This window comes from Nocardia albiluteola (assembly GCF_018860155.1).
GTDB classification, from domain to species: Bacteria; Actinomycetota; Actinomycetes; order Mycobacteriales; family Mycobacteriaceae; genus Nocardia; species Nocardia albiluteola.
This window is the reverse complement of the sequence record NZ_JAHKNI010000012.1, coordinates 201,783-216,720: the sequence shown is the minus strand read 5'-3', so window position 1 is coordinate 216,720 and position 14,938 is coordinate 201,783. Positions and strand designations below refer to the sequence as shown.

13 protein-coding genes and 1 pseudogene are annotated in these 14,938 nt (G+C 67.6%); 4 read left to right on the top strand and 10 right to left on the bottom strand.

Annotated features, from left to right (window positions below; genetic code table 11):
* Positions 1 to 304: 304 nt before the first annotated feature.
* Genes KO481_RS30930 through KO481_RS30920 form a run of 3 tightly spaced genes read right to left on the bottom strand, consistent with a single transcriptional unit; the run spans position 305 to position 5,664 of the window.
* Entirely contained in the window at positions 305 to 2,269 is a 1,965-nt protein-coding gene (locus KO481_RS30930) for a bifunctional copper resistance protein CopD/cytochrome c oxidase assembly protein (protein WP_215921992.1), read from the bottom strand.
* Positions 2,266 to 4,536 carry a heavy metal translocating P-type ATPase gene (locus KO481_RS30925; RefSeq protein ID WP_215921991.1) on the bottom strand — a complete coding sequence of 757 codons (2,271 nt, stop codon included), beginning with the start codon at positions 4,534 to 4,536 and terminating at the stop codon, positions 2,266 to 2,268. The genes KO481_RS30930 and KO481_RS30925 overlap by 4 nt, the downstream gene beginning before the upstream one ends.
* Positions 4,537 to 4,578: 42 nt before the next feature.
* Positions 4,579 to 5,664 (bottom strand): cytochrome c oxidase assembly protein, encoded by a 1,086-nt coding sequence (locus KO481_RS30920; protein WP_215921990.1) that lies wholly within the window; start codon positions 5,662 to 5,664, stop codon positions 4,579 to 4,581.
* Positions 5,665 to 5,720: 56 nt separating this feature from the next.
* On the opposite strand from KO481_RS30920, the gene KO481_RS30915 reads away from it, so the two are divergent.
* A complete protein-coding gene (locus KO481_RS30915; RefSeq protein WP_215921989.1) occupies positions 5,721 to 6,320 on the top strand; it encodes a DUF5134 domain-containing protein in 600 nt (199 codons plus the stop codon).
* Between the two features lie 186 nt (positions 6,321 to 6,506).
* On the opposite strand, the gene KO481_RS30910 is transcribed toward KO481_RS30915, so the two are convergent.
* Positions 6,507 to 6,722 (bottom strand): heavy-metal-associated domain-containing protein, encoded by a 216-nt coding sequence (locus KO481_RS30910; protein WP_215921988.1) that lies wholly within the window; start codon positions 6,720 to 6,722, stop codon positions 6,507 to 6,509.
* A gap of 196 nt (positions 6,723 to 6,918) precedes the next feature.
* Positions 6,919 to 7,482 (bottom strand): TetR/AcrR family transcriptional regulator, encoded by a 564-nt coding sequence (locus KO481_RS30905; RefSeq protein WP_215921987.1) that lies wholly within the window; start codon positions 7,480 to 7,482, stop codon positions 6,919 to 6,921.
* A 106-nt stretch (positions 7,483 to 7,588) separates the two neighbouring features.
* Here KO481_RS30905 and KO481_RS30900 point away from each other — a divergent pair, with 106 nt between their 5' ends.
* The gene (locus tag KO481_RS30900) at positions 7,589 to 8,245 is read left to right on the top strand and encodes a lysophospholipid acyltransferase family protein (protein WP_215922089.1); all 657 of its coding nucleotides are present in this window, start codon (positions 7,589 to 7,591) and stop codon (positions 8,243 to 8,245) included.
* 23 nt (positions 8,246 to 8,268) lie between these two features.
* Here KO481_RS30900 and KO481_RS30895 read toward each other — a convergent pair.
* Positions 8,269 to 9,523: pseudogene (locus tag KO481_RS30895) on the bottom strand (IS701 family transposase).
* A gap of 154 nt (positions 9,524 to 9,677) precedes the next feature.
* Entirely contained in the window at positions 9,678 to 10,403 is a 726-nt protein-coding gene (locus KO481_RS30890; protein ID WP_215921986.1) for a zf-HC2 domain-containing protein, read from the bottom strand.
* Positions 10,404 to 10,511: 108 nt separating this feature from the next.
* Between KO481_RS30890 and KO481_RS30885 the strand changes: the two genes are divergently transcribed.
* On the top strand, positions 10,512 to 11,039 hold the full coding sequence (locus KO481_RS30885; protein WP_245401753.1) for a sigma-70 family RNA polymerase sigma factor: 528 nt from the start codon (positions 10,512 to 10,514) through the stop codon (positions 11,037 to 11,039).
* A 44-nt stretch (positions 11,040 to 11,083) separates the two neighbouring features.
* Positions 11,084 to 12,286 (top strand): MFS transporter, encoded by a 1,203-nt coding sequence (locus KO481_RS30880; RefSeq protein WP_215921984.1) that lies wholly within the window; start codon positions 11,084 to 11,086, stop codon positions 12,284 to 12,286.
* A 359-nt stretch (positions 12,287 to 12,645) separates the two neighbouring features.
* Here KO481_RS30880 and KO481_RS30875 read toward each other — a convergent pair whose 3' ends face one another.
* The 3 genes from KO481_RS30875 to KO481_RS30865 are packed head-to-tail and all read right to left on the bottom strand — an operon-like array spanning position 12,646 to position 14,920.
* The gene (locus KO481_RS30875; RefSeq protein WP_215921983.1) at positions 12,646 to 13,443 is read right to left on the bottom strand and encodes a metal ABC transporter solute-binding protein, Zn/Mn family; all 798 of its coding nucleotides are present in this window, start codon (positions 13,441 to 13,443) and stop codon (positions 12,646 to 12,648) included.
* Complete coding sequence (locus KO481_RS30870; RefSeq protein WP_215921982.1) at positions 13,386 to 14,264, bottom strand: metal ABC transporter permease; 879 nt, start codon at positions 14,262 to 14,264, stop codon at positions 13,386 to 13,388. The genes KO481_RS30875 and KO481_RS30870 overlap by 58 nt, the downstream gene beginning before the upstream one ends.
* On the bottom strand, positions 14,261 to 14,920 hold the full coding sequence (locus KO481_RS30865) for a metal ABC transporter ATP-binding protein (protein ID WP_215921981.1): 660 nt from the start codon (positions 14,918 to 14,920) through the stop codon (positions 14,261 to 14,263). Before KO481_RS30865 ends, KO481_RS30870 begins: the two co-directional genes overlap by 4 nt.
* Positions 14,921 to 14,938: the final 18 nt, after the last annotated feature.

Genomic DNA, 14,938 nt, shown 5'->3' with positions numbered 1-14,938 from the left:
ACCGGCTTCCCATCCATACCAGGAAGGAATCTCGTAGTGCGGTTTGCGGCCAGCTACGGCACGGCGTTCAACGGCCGGAACGGCTGGGATGTATTGGGGCGATGAATTCCTAGGTCAAGATCGGTAGAACCCCGAGATCGCCAGGTCGGGGCTGGTCATGGGGGTTCTACGACATGATGAAGAAGAGCTGAGCTAGGACTCGGCATTTCCCCCGCTCAGTAGGGTCTGACGTGCTGAAAAGTGCGACTTCGACTGCCACTTTCAGGGCTGTTCGGCAGCTGGGTGAAATGCGGGTCCTTCTTCATCATCTCGTGGAGGAGCTGAGCTGCGGACTGTGCTCCTGGTGGGAGCGCAGGGCGCTGGCGAGCGCCTGATACGGGTCGGTGGCGTCGTCCCCGGCTTGTTCGGTATCGGAGCGCCAGCGGAATACGAGTGCGGCGGTGGCGATCAGGAGGGCGGCCTCGCCGATGAGCAGGGCTGCGATCGCGGCGGCGTGCTGATCGGCGAACAGGTCTCTCACCCACGGCAGGCGCAGTGCGGAGTACATGTTGCCGCTGGCGCGGCCGTTGCCGATCAGGGTATGAGTGCCGAACAGGGTGGCGGCGAAGATGATGTCCGCGGGCATGGCGGCCAGGAGCATGCCGAGGCGGGCGATCATCGGCATCGGGCGGGGGCCTGGGTCGGGTCCGACGACCGTCCAGGCGAACAGGTAGCCGATGCTCAGGAACACCACATCGATCAGCAGGTGCGCCCAATGGAAACGTACCGCCACGTCGAACAGTCCGGTGCAATAGAGAACAAAAGGCGCACTTGCGAATATCGCAGTGGCCGACAGCGGATGGGTCAGTGCCCGGATAAGGCGCGATTCGGCGAGCGTGGTGATCCACTCCGTGGGACCCGAGCCCTCGCGAGCCCCTGCCGATCGTAGGAGGGTCAGGGGTGCTCCGAGGGCGAGCAGGACGGGTGCGAGCATGCCGATGAGCATGTGCGCGACAATGTGGTAGCTGAACATCGCGCCCGCATAGCGGGCGATTCCGCTGCAGGTGGCGATGAGCAGGACCGCACATCCGGTCAGCCACGCGACCGTTCTCCCGCGCGGCCAGCCACCGCGGCGGACCCGATAGGACGCGGCCAGGTACACCGCGGCCAGCAGTAGTGCGAGGGTGCCCAATAGCGGATCGAACCGCCAGTCGAGCAGCAGTCGCATCACGCCCGGTGGATGCGGGAGGTCGAATCCGAGAAAGGCTTGATCGGGGGTGGCGACGGGGCCGGTATCTGCAGGGGGCGTCAGGTGTGTCAGTCCGACTGAGATACCCGCGGTCGCGGACAGTACGACCAGCTCGCCGGCGCACAATCCGAGCATTCTTGCGGTGCCCGATCGATGATTCGGGTTGCGCCGCAACCATATTCCGATCACTCCGAGCCCAGCGACCAGGACCACCTTGACCAGGAACCACCAGAGGTAGTCTCCGGTGCGGTGCCGCCCCGCCGGTATCAGCACCGCGGCGACGACGAGTCCGGATCCGGCCAGCGCCAGCCAGCTTCCCAGCGCGAACCGCTGGTAGCGGCGACGCAGCACCTCCGCGGGTACACCGCGTCGCCAGGCCGGCCGTAGCAGGGCGATCAGCAGCCCGATCCATGCCACCGCGACCGGAACGTGGATCACCAGTGCCGCCTCGGCAAGATCGTGCCCGGCATCGGAGGCACTGTGTCCGGTGACAGCCTGCGGCAGCACCGCGACGATCGACACTGCCCACACCACCACGGTCGGTTGCCAGCGCAATACCCATCGGCACGCGACGGCTACCGCGGCGGCCAGCACCGCGGTGACGAGCCAGGCCATCGGTTGTTCGAGAGTGGCCCACAGCGCGAGCTGATCGTTGACCGGCGCCCGCAGCGGTGGTCCGGACAGCGGTACGCCCGACAGATCCGCTGCCTCCACCGGGACGAGTGCCGCGGCCGCGGCCGCCCAGCCGACCGCCCACCGTCCGGCACTCACCACCGCGGCGTACCCGTGGGGTGCGAGCCGGCCCGACTCGTCCGGGGCGAAGAATGCCGCGAACGTCAGCGCCCCGGCACAGATCACCGCACACGCCTCGGCGATCAGGCGCAGCAGCGGCGCGACCACTCGTACCAAGGTCCCCGGATCACCCAGTCCGAGAAGGGAATACGGTGCGCTGCCAGCGGTCACCGCGACCGCGATCACGATCGCCGGTGCGGCGATCGCAGCGAGCGGTACCGCCCAGCGCCCCAGTCGGCCCGCGCTCATCGACTCGGTGACAGCTTGCGCAGCCGGAGGCTGTTGGTCACGACGAACAGCGACGACACCGCCATGGCCGCGGCGGCGATCAGGGGGTTCAACAATCCCGCGGCGGCGATCGGGATGGCGGCGATGTTGTAGCCGAACGCCCAGACGAAGTTCCCGCGAATGGTCGACAGGGTGGCGCGCGCCAGCCGTACGGCGGTGGGCACCACGTCGAGTTCCTCGCGGACCAGGATGATGTCGGAGGCTCCCAGGGCGATGTCGGTGCCGGTGACCACCGCCAGGCCGAGATCGGCGCGCGCCAGGGCCGGTGCGTCGTTGATGCCGTCACCGACCATGGCCACCACCCGGCCGTCGGCCTGCAGTCGCGCGATGGTCGCTTCCTTGTCCGCCGGCATCACCTCGGCGATGACCTCGGCGACGCCGATCTCCGCGGCGACCGCCCGCGCGGTCACCGCGTTGTCCCCGGTGAGCAGAACCGTGGCAAGGCCGAGCCGATGCAACTGTGCGATCGCTTCGGCCGCGCCGGGTTTCACGACATCAGCGAGGGACAGCACACCGATCGCGGTACCGTCGACCGCCACGGTCACCGTGGTGCGTCCCTGCTCCTGCTCGGCATTCCGCTCGGCGGCCAGCTCCGCGGGCACGATGACATCGGCGTCCGCGGCCAAGCGCGTGGATCCCACCAGGACCGTGCGGCCCTCGACGGCGCCGCGGGCGCCCAGTCCGGCCAGGGCGGTGAAGCCGGTGACCATTGGCAACGAGCCGAGTTCGGCCCGGGCCAGCGCCGCGATCGCTCGGCCGACCAGATGTTCCGACGCGTCCTCCACCGCACCGGCCGCACGGAGCAATTCCGCGCGCGTGCGCCCCGGAGCGGGATGCACCGCGACGACCGTCATTCGGCCGAGCGTGACCGTACCGGTCTTGTCCAGCACCACGGTATCCACCGCACGCGCCGACTCGAGTGCCTGATGTCCCTTGATGAATACCCCCAGCTGCGCGCCGCGTCCGGACGCGACCAGCAGGGCGGTCGGGGTGGCCAGGCCCAGCGCACACGGGCACGCGATGATCAGTACCGCCAGTCCGGCGCTGATGGCATGTTCGGCCGTGCCGCCCGCGAGCAGCCATCCGATCAGCGTCAGTAGCGCCAGCACCACGACGACCGGCACGAACACCGCGGAGATCCGATCGGCGAGGCGCTGGATCCCCGCCTTGTCCTGCTGTGCCCGCTCGACCAACCGCACCAGTTGCGCCAGTTGCGTATCCGCGCCGACCCGGTCGGCGCGCACCACCAGCCGCCCGGCCAGCACCACGGTTCCGCCGATCACCTCGTCGCCGGCCATGACCTCGATCGGCGTCGCTTCTCCGGTCATCGCGGAGGTGTCCACCGCGCTGCCGCCCTCGACCACGACCCCGTCGGTCGCGACGATCTCGCCGGGACGAACGACGAACCGGTCTCCGACTCGGAGCATGCGGACGTCGATACGCTGTTCGGCGCCGTCGTCCTCCAGGACCGCGACGTCCTTCGCCCCGAGTTCGGCCAGCGCCCGCAGCGCCCCGCCCGCGGTGTGCTTGGCCTTGGCCTCGAACAGCCGCCCGCCCAGGACGAAGATGGTGACCCCGGCCGCGACTTCGAGGTATACCGAGCCGCCGGGAGTGAACAGCGCTCCCCACCCACCCCCGGACGGATCGGCCGAGCCGTGCGCGAAGATCGTGTACAGCGACCAGCCCGAAGCGGCGATGATGCCGATCGAGACGAGCGTGTCCATCGACGTCGCGCCGTATCGCAGCCCGGTGAACGCTTTGCGGTGGAACGGCCACGCGCACCAGGTCACCACCGGCAGCGACAATGCCAAGAGCAGCCACTGCCAGCCCTCGAACCGCATCCGCGGCACCAGCACCATGACGAAAGCCAGATCCCCGGCGGGCACTCCGAGCAGCATCGCCACCGCGAGCCGCCGCCACAGATACCGCACTCGCCCCGATTCCGGATCGCCGTCCGGGCGCTGCTCGACCGGTACCGCCCGATACCCGGCGCGCTCGACCTGACCGATCAGGTCCTCGACCGTGAGCTCGCCGCACGCCTGCACCGTGGCCTTCTCGGTGGCGTAGTTGACCGTCGCGCTCACGCCGTCGATCTTGTTGAGCCGCTTCTCGATTCGCGCCGCGCATGCGGCGCACGTCATCCCGCCGATCTGCAACTCCACCGCGCGGGAGGCGGGTGGCGGCCCTGCGACCGGACTCGGGGTGGGCGTCTGGGTCAGTGAAGCCATGCCGTCACTCGCTCGCAATCGTCGGAGGGAATCTACGTGTGCTCATGCGGGGTTGCCGTCCTTGTCATCGCGCCGGGGAACAGGCCGCCGGCCGTGTAGCTGTGCGAGCCGGGTGTTGTAGGCGTCCAGCGCTGCCTGCTCGGCGTCGATGTCGCCGCCGGACGTGGATTCGCCGAGGAGGGCGCGCTGGCGAATGCCATCGAGCCACGGGCCGAAACTACGGGCCTGATCACCGGCACGGACCCACTGGCCCGCGACGATGATCATCAGCACCACCATCAGTCCATCCCCGCCCAGCCACATGATCACCCCGGCGGTGTTCTGGTCGGTCAGTGCACCCGGACCCCATGCCCGCGACGCCGCATAGGCGGGTGCCAGGACGGTCGAGGACATCATCAGCGTGACCCCGACGAGGGTGTCCGGTCCGACGCAGATCGCAAGCACCAGCAGCCGCAAGCCGTACGGCCACGCCGGCTCGGTCGTCAACTCGCCACCCACGAGCGGGAGAAGCAGCAGATAACCGCTGATCAGATACAGGAGCAGTTCGGCGGTATGAACCCAGGCATGGGTGAGCATCGCCTGCTGGAACCCGGTCAGATGGGTCAGCACCAGCACCGCCGCGTACAGCGGCACCGTGAACCGTGCCGCTATCAGCCACCGCCACGGCGAACGCAGCCGGGCGGCGTCGATGATCGCGCGGGCGCGTGGGCCGCCGGTCAGATGCAGCAGCCGGATGGGCTGCCCCCACACCATCAGCGCGGGAACGACGGCGATCATCAGCAGGTGGACCACCATATGGATGGTGAACAACCGATGAGAGTACGTCGCCAGCGCGCTGTCGAGGGCCAGCACCAGACAGGCCAGTCCGGCATACCAGCTCGCGATGCGGATTACGGGCCAGTGCTCCGAGCGGCGGTGCGCCCGCATCACCATCCAGCCGTAACCCATCGCGGCGACCGCGATGAGGATGTCGGCGACCGGTGAGAACGTCCAAGTGGTCAGCGCACCGGTCACCGTCGGCGCCGGACCTTCGATCGGCACAGCCAGGGTGGCGGTATGCAGCAGTTGCTCAGCGCACACGATTGCGCCCTGCGGGTAAGGGTGATCGCCGAGCTCTGGTGGCGCCATCCGCATTCACCTCTGGACAGTCGGACCGGAGACCGCCAAAGTTCCCGGGGAGACAGATGCACACGATGCCGCCCGATATGCCTCCGATGACCGGCCCCGCCCCCGACATGTCCATGCTGCCCGGGTGGGTTCGCGTGCTATGGACCATCGCGTTGCTGGTGGTGGCGCTGTTGCACGTCCGGCACGCCGCCGCGGCTCCCGGACAGGGACGATGGTGGCACGGCACGCACGTGGTGATGAGCCTGGCCATGGCCGCCATGTACGCCGTGGATCCGATGCGGCAGCACCTGCTGGACCACTGGCTGGCGACGTTGTTCGCGGCGCTCACCGTGGCACTGCTGATCGTCATAACCGTTGTACGACAGCGTGAAGGGACGGTGAGCCTGCGGTGGATCGCGACCACCATCGATTCCGCCGCCATGACCTATATGGCCGCGATGATGCCTGCGCCGTCGGGCGTGCCCCGGGTGATCACCTGGGTGGTCGTCGCCTACCTGGGTGCCGCGACCCTTGCCTGGCTGTTCCGCCTATGGGATCGGGCCCAGCCGGCGCACCCCACCGCCGGGTTGATCGGACACGACAGCCTCGATGTACACATCAGCCTGGCGGTCATGACAGCGGCCATGGCCGACATGCTCGCGTCGATGCTCGGATAATCGGCGCGACTCGTCCGGTCCGCAGCGGCGGTTCTGGCCGATCCACATCTCCGGCTATCCCATATCCGAACGAATACCATTCACCCGCAACCATATTCGCCGACCCGGCACCACCCGGACCGGCACCGACAACCCCACCGGGAAAAACCCCGGGTCAGGTCCGAGGGGCATTCCCGGACCGCTAACTCAGACGACCGTGAAATTTCCGCCCGAGTCCAGGGCCATCTGCACCTCGTCGGGGCGCAGTTCGTGGTCGGCGTCGACGGTGACCTTGGACAGGCCCTTGACATTGAGGTCGACCACGACCGAATGAACGTCGCGAATGGCGGACAACGTCTTCTCGACCGTCTGGACGCAGCCCTGACAGTGCAGTCCATCGATGGAGAACGTAGCTGTCGACATGGCACTCTCCAATCTCGTTGGAATAGAACCGGATCGGACATGGGCCGCACCGACCGACCGAGCCGACCTCCACACGATCCTACTGCTACTGATAGACGCGAGCTATAAGCCGGGGATTGCCGCGTCGCGGGTCAACGGGTCGCCCGAGGACGGCTAGTACTCCAGCACGAGTTCGTGATGGTACGTGAACAACCGATCAGATCGGAGCTGATCCCAGGTACTGGTCGATAATCTTGCCGACCAGTCCGGCCGGGTCGGCGTTGGGTGCTATCAGTTCGAGACTGCGGTTGGCGACGAGGACCGCTACCCCGTGCACGCTGGTCCACAACAGCAGCGCTTGATGCACGCTGGAGTCCGGCATGCACTTGGCGACCAGATCGGCCCACAGCCGGTACATCGGCAGACTCTGTTGCCGTAGGTTCTCGCCGGAACCCTCCAACAGGTCGTGCCGGAACATCAGCGTGAACATCTCCGGTCGTTCCGCGGCAAAGCGAACGTAATCCAACACCATCTGCTCGATCTGCGCCCGCGGCGGTTGTCCGACATGGGCGCCGAAACGTGTTCGCAGATCAGCGAAACCGCGGCCGGCGACCGCGGCCAGGAGGGCGGCGTGCGTCGGGAAGTATCGCCGGGGAGCGCCGTGGGACACCCCGGCGTGCCGCGCGATCGCACGCAACCCGAGCTGCCCCACGCCGACCTGCTCCAATAGCTCCACTCCCACCGTCACCAGCCGATCGCGCAATGATTCCTCGACACCCATGTAGGACATTCTCGCGCCCTTGTCCGGTCAGCCTGAAACACTGGAGTAGACAGTGTCTACGTACATCATGTAGACAGTGTCTACTGTAAACGTCGGGAGGGTGATCATGTGGTACTGGCTACTGAAGTATGTCCTGCTCGGGCCGCTGCTGCGGATGCTGGGTAGACCGAAAGTGGAAGGGCTACAGTATGTTCCGCGCACCGGGCCGTTCATTGTCGCGGCCAACCATCTGGCGGCAATCGATTCGTTGTATCTGGCATTGGTGCTGCCGCGGCGGATCACCTTCATCGCCAAGCAGGAGTACTTCACCGGGGCTGGGCTGCGAGGGCGGATCGACAGGTGGGTGATGACGGCAACAGGGCAAGTAGCTGTAGACCGCTCCGGCGGATCGGCTTCGGCCGCCGCTCTGGACGCAGCCGTGCGCATTCTGGAATCCGGCGGAGTATGGGGCATCCACCCGGAAGGCACCCGCTCACCGGACGGTCGGGTCTATCGCGGGCGCACTGGCGCAATCCGGGTTGCGATGCACACGGGGGTCCCGCTTGTGCCAGTCGCCCTGTCAGGAACCGAACAGGTCAACCCACGGGGGCGACGAACGTGGCGACCGGGACGGGTCCGCATAGTGTTCGGACGCCCCCGCTACTTTCCACCGCTTGATCACACGGGCGTACGGACTGCCACCGATGCACTGATGACCGAACTCGCGATGCGGTCCAGTCGCTGCTACGTAGACCGGTATGCGGCAACGTTCGAGTCTGGCTAGGGCTCCAGCCAGCCTTGCGAGCGTCATGTCGGTGTAGCCGATCGCCGCTGGTAGTGGCTTGTTCTCGCGCGGTGTTGGTGGCGTCGTCGCCATGTCGACCAGGCCAGCCGGTGCCAGGTGCGGCAGATGGGGTCGATGAGGAGAACGGCGAAAGGTGCCGAATCTCGTTGCGGGTCAAGGGGACCAGATCCGTCTCCGAGTCAGGGCTCGCGGCGGCGCGCTCGGTGGCAGCCAGGACGGTGAGAAACGCGTGAGCCAGCATCACCAGAATCGTCCAGCGCCGCCACGAGCGCCAGCGACGAACCTGATGCTCATCCAGCCCGCACAGGCCCTTGCCGGTCTGGAAATTTTCTTCGATCGACCAGCGGCGGCCGGCAACGGTCGCGAGCCTGTTCAACGGCACGGGTTGCGGTGCATAGCAGCGGTAATAGGCCAGCTCGCCGGTTCTGCGGCTGCGGCGGATCAGCAGCCACCGATGCCCCGCCGCGGCGTCATCGGTATCGGGGTCGATGCCGATCCACGCCCAGTCGTAAAGGCGGGGGCCTTTCGCGCCGTCACCAGCTGAGTGCGGTTGCCAGCCGCGGCACGGCACCCGGGCTGCGAACTCGTCGGCACGATAGCGGCCGGTCGCGGTGTTCACCCGCCGGTCACAGGCGATCCCCAGCACGTATCCCACACCGCGGGCCTCCAACTCGCCCCGGAGCCCGGGGTCGGCGCCGTAGACCTCATCAGCGGTGGCCCACGGCGCAACTACGCCCGCATCGAGAGCGCGGGTGATCATCGTGCGCGCTAACGCGGGCTTTGTCGCAAACCCGACATCGTCGGGGATACCGGCCCTGGCGCACCGGTCGCGGTCGGTGGTCCAAGACTTCGGCAGGTAGAGCTCGCTGTCGATGAACGCGTGCCCGGCCGCGGTGGCATACCCGAGATAGACTGCGACCTGCGAGTTCTCGATACGCCCGGCGGCGCCGGTGTATTGGCGTTGAACCCCGACTGTGGCCGTGCCCTTCTTCAGGTCGCCACTCTCGTCCACCACAAGAATCGGATCAGTATCGCCGAGATGCTCGACCACATAGCCTCGTAGGTCGTCACGCACCGCGTCCTCGTCCCACACCGCCGCGGCCAGGAAATGCTGCATGACACCCGGGCCGCGGTCACCAGCGGCTTCGGCCAGCGTCCAGCAATTTTGGTCGGCAGCTCAGAAGCCATGCCCGACAACATCTTCCGAGCAGTCCGTCGAGACTCGACCCGACCGAACCGCCCCGCCACACGATCCATCAGCTTGTCGAACAACACAATCCAGCGACCTACGTCTACGCTGTGACTCACGGCCACCGCACCTCATTCAGAGCACACACAACCCTCCATGATCACGCCGTGGCCCTCCTACTCCCCGGTCGACTCGCCCACATCGCGAAGTCTGGCTGGAGTACTAGGCTGCGTGCCGGCTTGCCGGGCGTTGATAGCCATCGGAGTGCCGCGGGTCCTGGTACACGGGCTCCGCTCCAGGCGCGCGGTCATAGCCGAATCCGCCGGGAGCCGGGAGCGTCCGGCCGGGCAGGGGTTGCTCGTCGTCGCGATGCTGGCGATGGACCAGGTACAGCAGGGCGACACCGACCACCACGGGAACGTGCGACAGCAGCCGCATCACGGTGACCTCGCCCTCGGCCAGATCCAGCAGCGAGGCCGCGGCGAGCACGCCGACGAAGACGGTCATCATCGGCAGTTGGCCTGCTGCGGCCCGGGTCCGCAGAGCGGCCCACGCCAGTCCGATGCCGATGGCGACGTTCCACGCCGCGCTCTCGTGGCTCATATGGCCCATCATGAACGCGGTTCCGCCGCCCATGCCCGGGTCGGCCCCGAACAGCTCGGCCAGGGCCAGGCCGGTCTGGGTGATCGCCACGACCGCGAGCAGGACCCGCAGGGTTTGCCGGGCACGACGGGGTGCGGGAAGTTGCGCCATGACCGCCGCGGTCAGGTCGGGCACCACGGGCGCGCGATGCAGGATCGTGGCGCGGCGCAAGGCATCGGCGCGCCGGTACCAGTCCTGGCAGGCATGGCAGGCGGTGAGATGCCGGTCCACCATCTCGGCGGGGACGGGCTCCTGCTCACCGTCGAGACGCGCCGACAGCGCTTCATGGACCGTTTCGCACTTCATGCACCTATAGTCGCGCAGTTGTCCCGGGAAGTTCCCACGACAGGGTGTAGTAGCCTCTGCGATGTGCAGGGTGGCAATGACGAGGACGACCGATTGACCGTGCTCGCCATGGCCGCGGGCCGCGGCGACCGGCACGCGTTCGAGCAGTGGGTTCGGGCCCTGCAGGCGGACGTGTGGCGCTTCCACGCCTACCGCGCCGGGGCGAACGTCGCCGACGACCTGACCCAGGAGACGTTCGTGCGGGCCTTCGGCAGCCTGCCGCGGTTCGCGGGACGCTCCACCTCGCGGGCCTGGCTGCTCTCGATCGCGCGGCGGGTCATCGTCGATTCGATCCGCTCGGCGGTGGCGCGGCCGCGGCTCCACGCGGGCGAGGACTGGGAGGCGGTGGCCGAGCAGCGGGCCGCGCAGCAGCGTTCGGGACGCACCTTCGAGGATGTGATCGAGGTGCGCATGCTGCTGGATGATCTGGATCCGGAGCGTCGCGAAGCCCTCGTCCTGACTCAGATGCTCGGCCTGTCGTATCAGGAGGCCGCCGACGCGTGCGGCGTTCCGGTCGGGACGATCCGATCACGGATCGCGCGGGCGCGAGAGGACCTGCTCGCCGCGGGCCGGGTCCGCGACGACGGCGTGGGCTGAGGACGCGCAGGAACTTTCCCGCATGCCCGGCCGACTTTGCCGGTGTGAGTGTGGATGTCGCGAATACCGATGCCCGAGGGGCAAAATGGCGTCCGGCGGTACTGACCGGGTTGTTGGTCACCGCCATGACGATGTCCATGCTGCCGCTTTTCCTGCTCGGGGCGCTCGGACCGCGGTTGGTCGATCAATTCCATGTCGCCGCATGGGCTCTGGGCGCGCTGGTGTCCGCCGGGTTCGGGGTGGCGGCAGTGGTGTCGCTGATGATCGGCCCGATGGTGACAGCGCTGGGGGCACGGCGCTGTCTGATCGCGATGTTCGTCATCTCCGCCATCGCACTCGGCCTGTTCGCGGCGGCGCCCTCGTACCCGGTGCTGGTGGTGGCCGTCGCTGTCTCCGGGCTGGCGCAGGCGTTGGCGAACCCGGCGACGAATCAGTTGATCGCAGCACGGATCTCGCCCGCGCGCCGCGGCAGTGTGGCGGGCTGGAAGCAATCCGGGGTGCAGTTCGGAGCCTTCCTCGCTGGGCTGCCGCTGGCCGCGGTAGCCTCGGCGACGACCTGGCGCGCCGCGGTCGCGCTCATCGCCGTCGTGGCGCTCTGCGCGGCCGGGATGAGCTTGTTGATCGCGAAGGACACTGTGCCACTGCGACTTCCGCCGCTGCGGTTCGCGCATGCACGAGGCGACGCGGGCTGGTTGTGCGGATACTCGGTGCTCCTCGGGGCGGGGGTTTCGGCGATCAACACGTATATAGCGCTGTATGCCGCCCGGCATCTGGCCATGTCTGCGCCCGCGGCAAGTGCACTCGTGGCGGTCCTGGGAGTGGCCGGTATCGCCGGACGGGTCGGATGGACGCGACGCGCGGCGGGAGCGGGCAATTCCGGAGCGTTGCTGGGGCCGTTGGCATTCGGTGCCACGATCGCCGCGGCATTGATCGGTCTCGCGGGCCGGTTGGAGGTGTGGCCGGTCTGGCTGGGGGTGTTGGGAATCGGCGGCTGCGCTGTGGCGGCGAACGCGGTATCGATGATGACGGTCATCGCGATGGCGCCCCCGGATCGAGTCGGGCCCGACTCGGCCGTGGTCTCCGCCGGTTTCTTCGCCGGATTCGTGATCGGGCCGACCGCTTTCGGCGTTCTGGCCGGAAGCGGCTCGGGCGGATATGATCTCGCGTGGCTGGCAGTGGCGGTGGCGTTCCTCGCCGCCGCGGCGGTGGCATGGCGGTGGCAGCGTCGCGTAGCTGGTTCTCGATGAACGATATTCTCCGGGATGCGCTGGGCCGCATGATCGTTCGGATCGACAACACAGAACTCCTTGTCGGCGAGCGTTTTCCGCTGTATGCCGATCCAGCGACGGCCGAGTGGGTTACGACCCGCCGCGGTTCCTGGGTCGCCGGTTTCTGGGTCGGACAACTGTGGCTACGAGCATCTCTGACCGGCGAGCGTGCACACCACAGCGCGGCCGAGGAGTGGACGACCCGCTTGAAGCCGGGTGTCTCGGCCGACACCGCGACTCGTGGGCTCACGTTCTGGTACGGCGCGGCGGCCGGCAGCCGACTTGGCCTGTCCGCCGCTGGCGATGCTATGGCCCGCACCGCCGCAGCGCATTTGGCTTCAGTTCTTCAGCACAGCAACGATTTTCGACTCGGCGTCCCGGTACACCGACAGCAGATCGTAACCTTGCGTCGGGTAGTTCGTCAGCGCGATCTGTGTCGCGGATGTCCCGGGCAGCACTGTGCCGGTGTCCATCTGGGCATTGCTGAACACGAACTGCGGCTTCGTCGCCGACAGATCCGCGACCTGCTTCGCGGTCACCTCCTCGGGCCCGTAGGTCCCCAGTACCTGCGCGCCCGAGAGCTGGGCGGCGAAGCCCATGAAGGTCTCCGCGACGACCTTGGGCGGCTGCCCGTCACGCCAGGCGGCCTTCGCCTCGCCCGCGAGCGTGTCGTATTCGGTGCCGAAGTTCTGGATCCAGCGATCGGCGGACGCTCGGGTGCCGAACGCGTCACCGAGCGTGCGAACCTGCTTGACGACGTTGTCCCTGCTGTTATCCAGGTTCAGTTGCAGCACTTTGGCTTTGGATCCGGCCGCGTCTTTGATCTTGCTGGCGAAACCCTCGAACTGCGCGTAGAGCACGAAGTCCGCCTTCGAGACCGCGGCCAGGTCGGAGGGTTTGGGATCGTAGTCCGGGGCGTGCTTGATCGACGGTGGCACGATCACCGTGACATCGGTGGCGCCGGCGGCCTCGGCGAATGCCGCCTCCCAGCTGCTGGCCGCCACCACGTGCGGCCCGGTGTGGCTGCCGTGATCCTGCTGCCCGGAACCGCATCCGGCCAGTACCTCCGCACCCGTGATCAGTGCAACGACACCGATTCCGAGGCGGACGAACCGCCGGCGTGTGTTGGGAACCATCCTCGTCTTCTCCAATCGGGTAACACATGAACCGCGAGGGCGACCGCCCCCGCAGACAACACCAGCACCGGCCCCGGCGGGAGATCCAGCCACACGGCCAATACGAAACCGACCACGTTGACCAGCAATCCGACGGCCACGGCCGCAAAGACCATGCCCGGCAGGGAATTCGCCAGCCGGCGCGCGGCCAGCGCGGGCAGCAGGGTCAGCGCATCCACCAGCAGCGCTCCGGTGAGCCGGATTCCACTGGCCACGGCTACCGCAACCAACACCAGCAGAATCAATGTCAGGCGATTGACCCGCACACCCGAGCAGGCCGCGAGCTCGCGATCGTGCAATAGCAGACTCAGCTGACGCCGCCGCAACACGAACAACATCGGCACGATCACCGCCAGCACGCCCAGCAGCACGACATCGATGGTGCGGGTCGCCAGAATCGAGCCCCACAGCAATTCGAACGCGCCATTGGCATTCACCCCGACCACCGACAACGTCAGCAGTGCGCCCGCGATCGCCAGGCTCATCAGCAATCCCATCGCGCCGGACAATCCGGTCGAACTGCGCGCGAGCGGAGTGAGCGCGGCGCCCGAGGCGGCACACGCAACCAGGGCGCACAGCATCGGGTCCAGGCCGGTCAGCATGCCGACCGCGATCCCGAACAATGCCACGTGCATCATTGCGAAACGCACCGGCATGATGTCCAATCCGATGATCACCACGCCGACGATCGGCAATCCGATCGCACCGAGCACCAGCGCGAGCAGCGCGCGTTGTACCGGTATCAGATGCCACAATTCCACGAAGTTCGACGCGCTGTTCAACCGATCTCTCCACTGCGCGAAGAGATTTCACGAAGCTGACCGTCGGCCATCTCGAGCACCCGATCGCACCGGGCGGCCAGCGCCCGATCGTGGGTGACCACCAGCAGCGTCACCGGAACCGTGGTCAGCAGTTCGCTCGCCTCCTCTTGACCCGCGAAATCCAATGCGGCTGTGGGTTCATCGGCTAGCAGAACCCCTGCGCCCGCCGCCACACAGCCGAGTGCCCGCGCCAGATACATGCGCTGCAGCTGCCCCCCGGACAGTGTGTGCAACGGCCGGTCCACACACTGCCCCACGCCCAGGCGTTCGGCGGCTCCGGCCGCGGACGCGAAAGCCCCGCTGCTGTCGAGTAGTTGCCTCGCCAGCAGCGGAAACCTGCCCGGCGCCTGCCGTTGTGGAATCCAGGCCGCGATGCGACGACGACCCCGCCAATCCTGCGGGGTCCGCGCCACGTCCCCGTCGACCGCGATCGTCCCCGACGAGATCGCGTGCAGCCCGAGCACACTGCGTAGCAATGTGGTCTTCCCCGACCCGTTGGTTCCGGTCAAGGCCACCCGCTCACCGGCCGCCACACTCAGATCCACCCCGCGCACCACCACCCGCCGGCCGTGCACGCAACACACCCCGGACAGCTCCACCGTCGAACCCTTCGGCACCGCTCACTCCACTCGTCG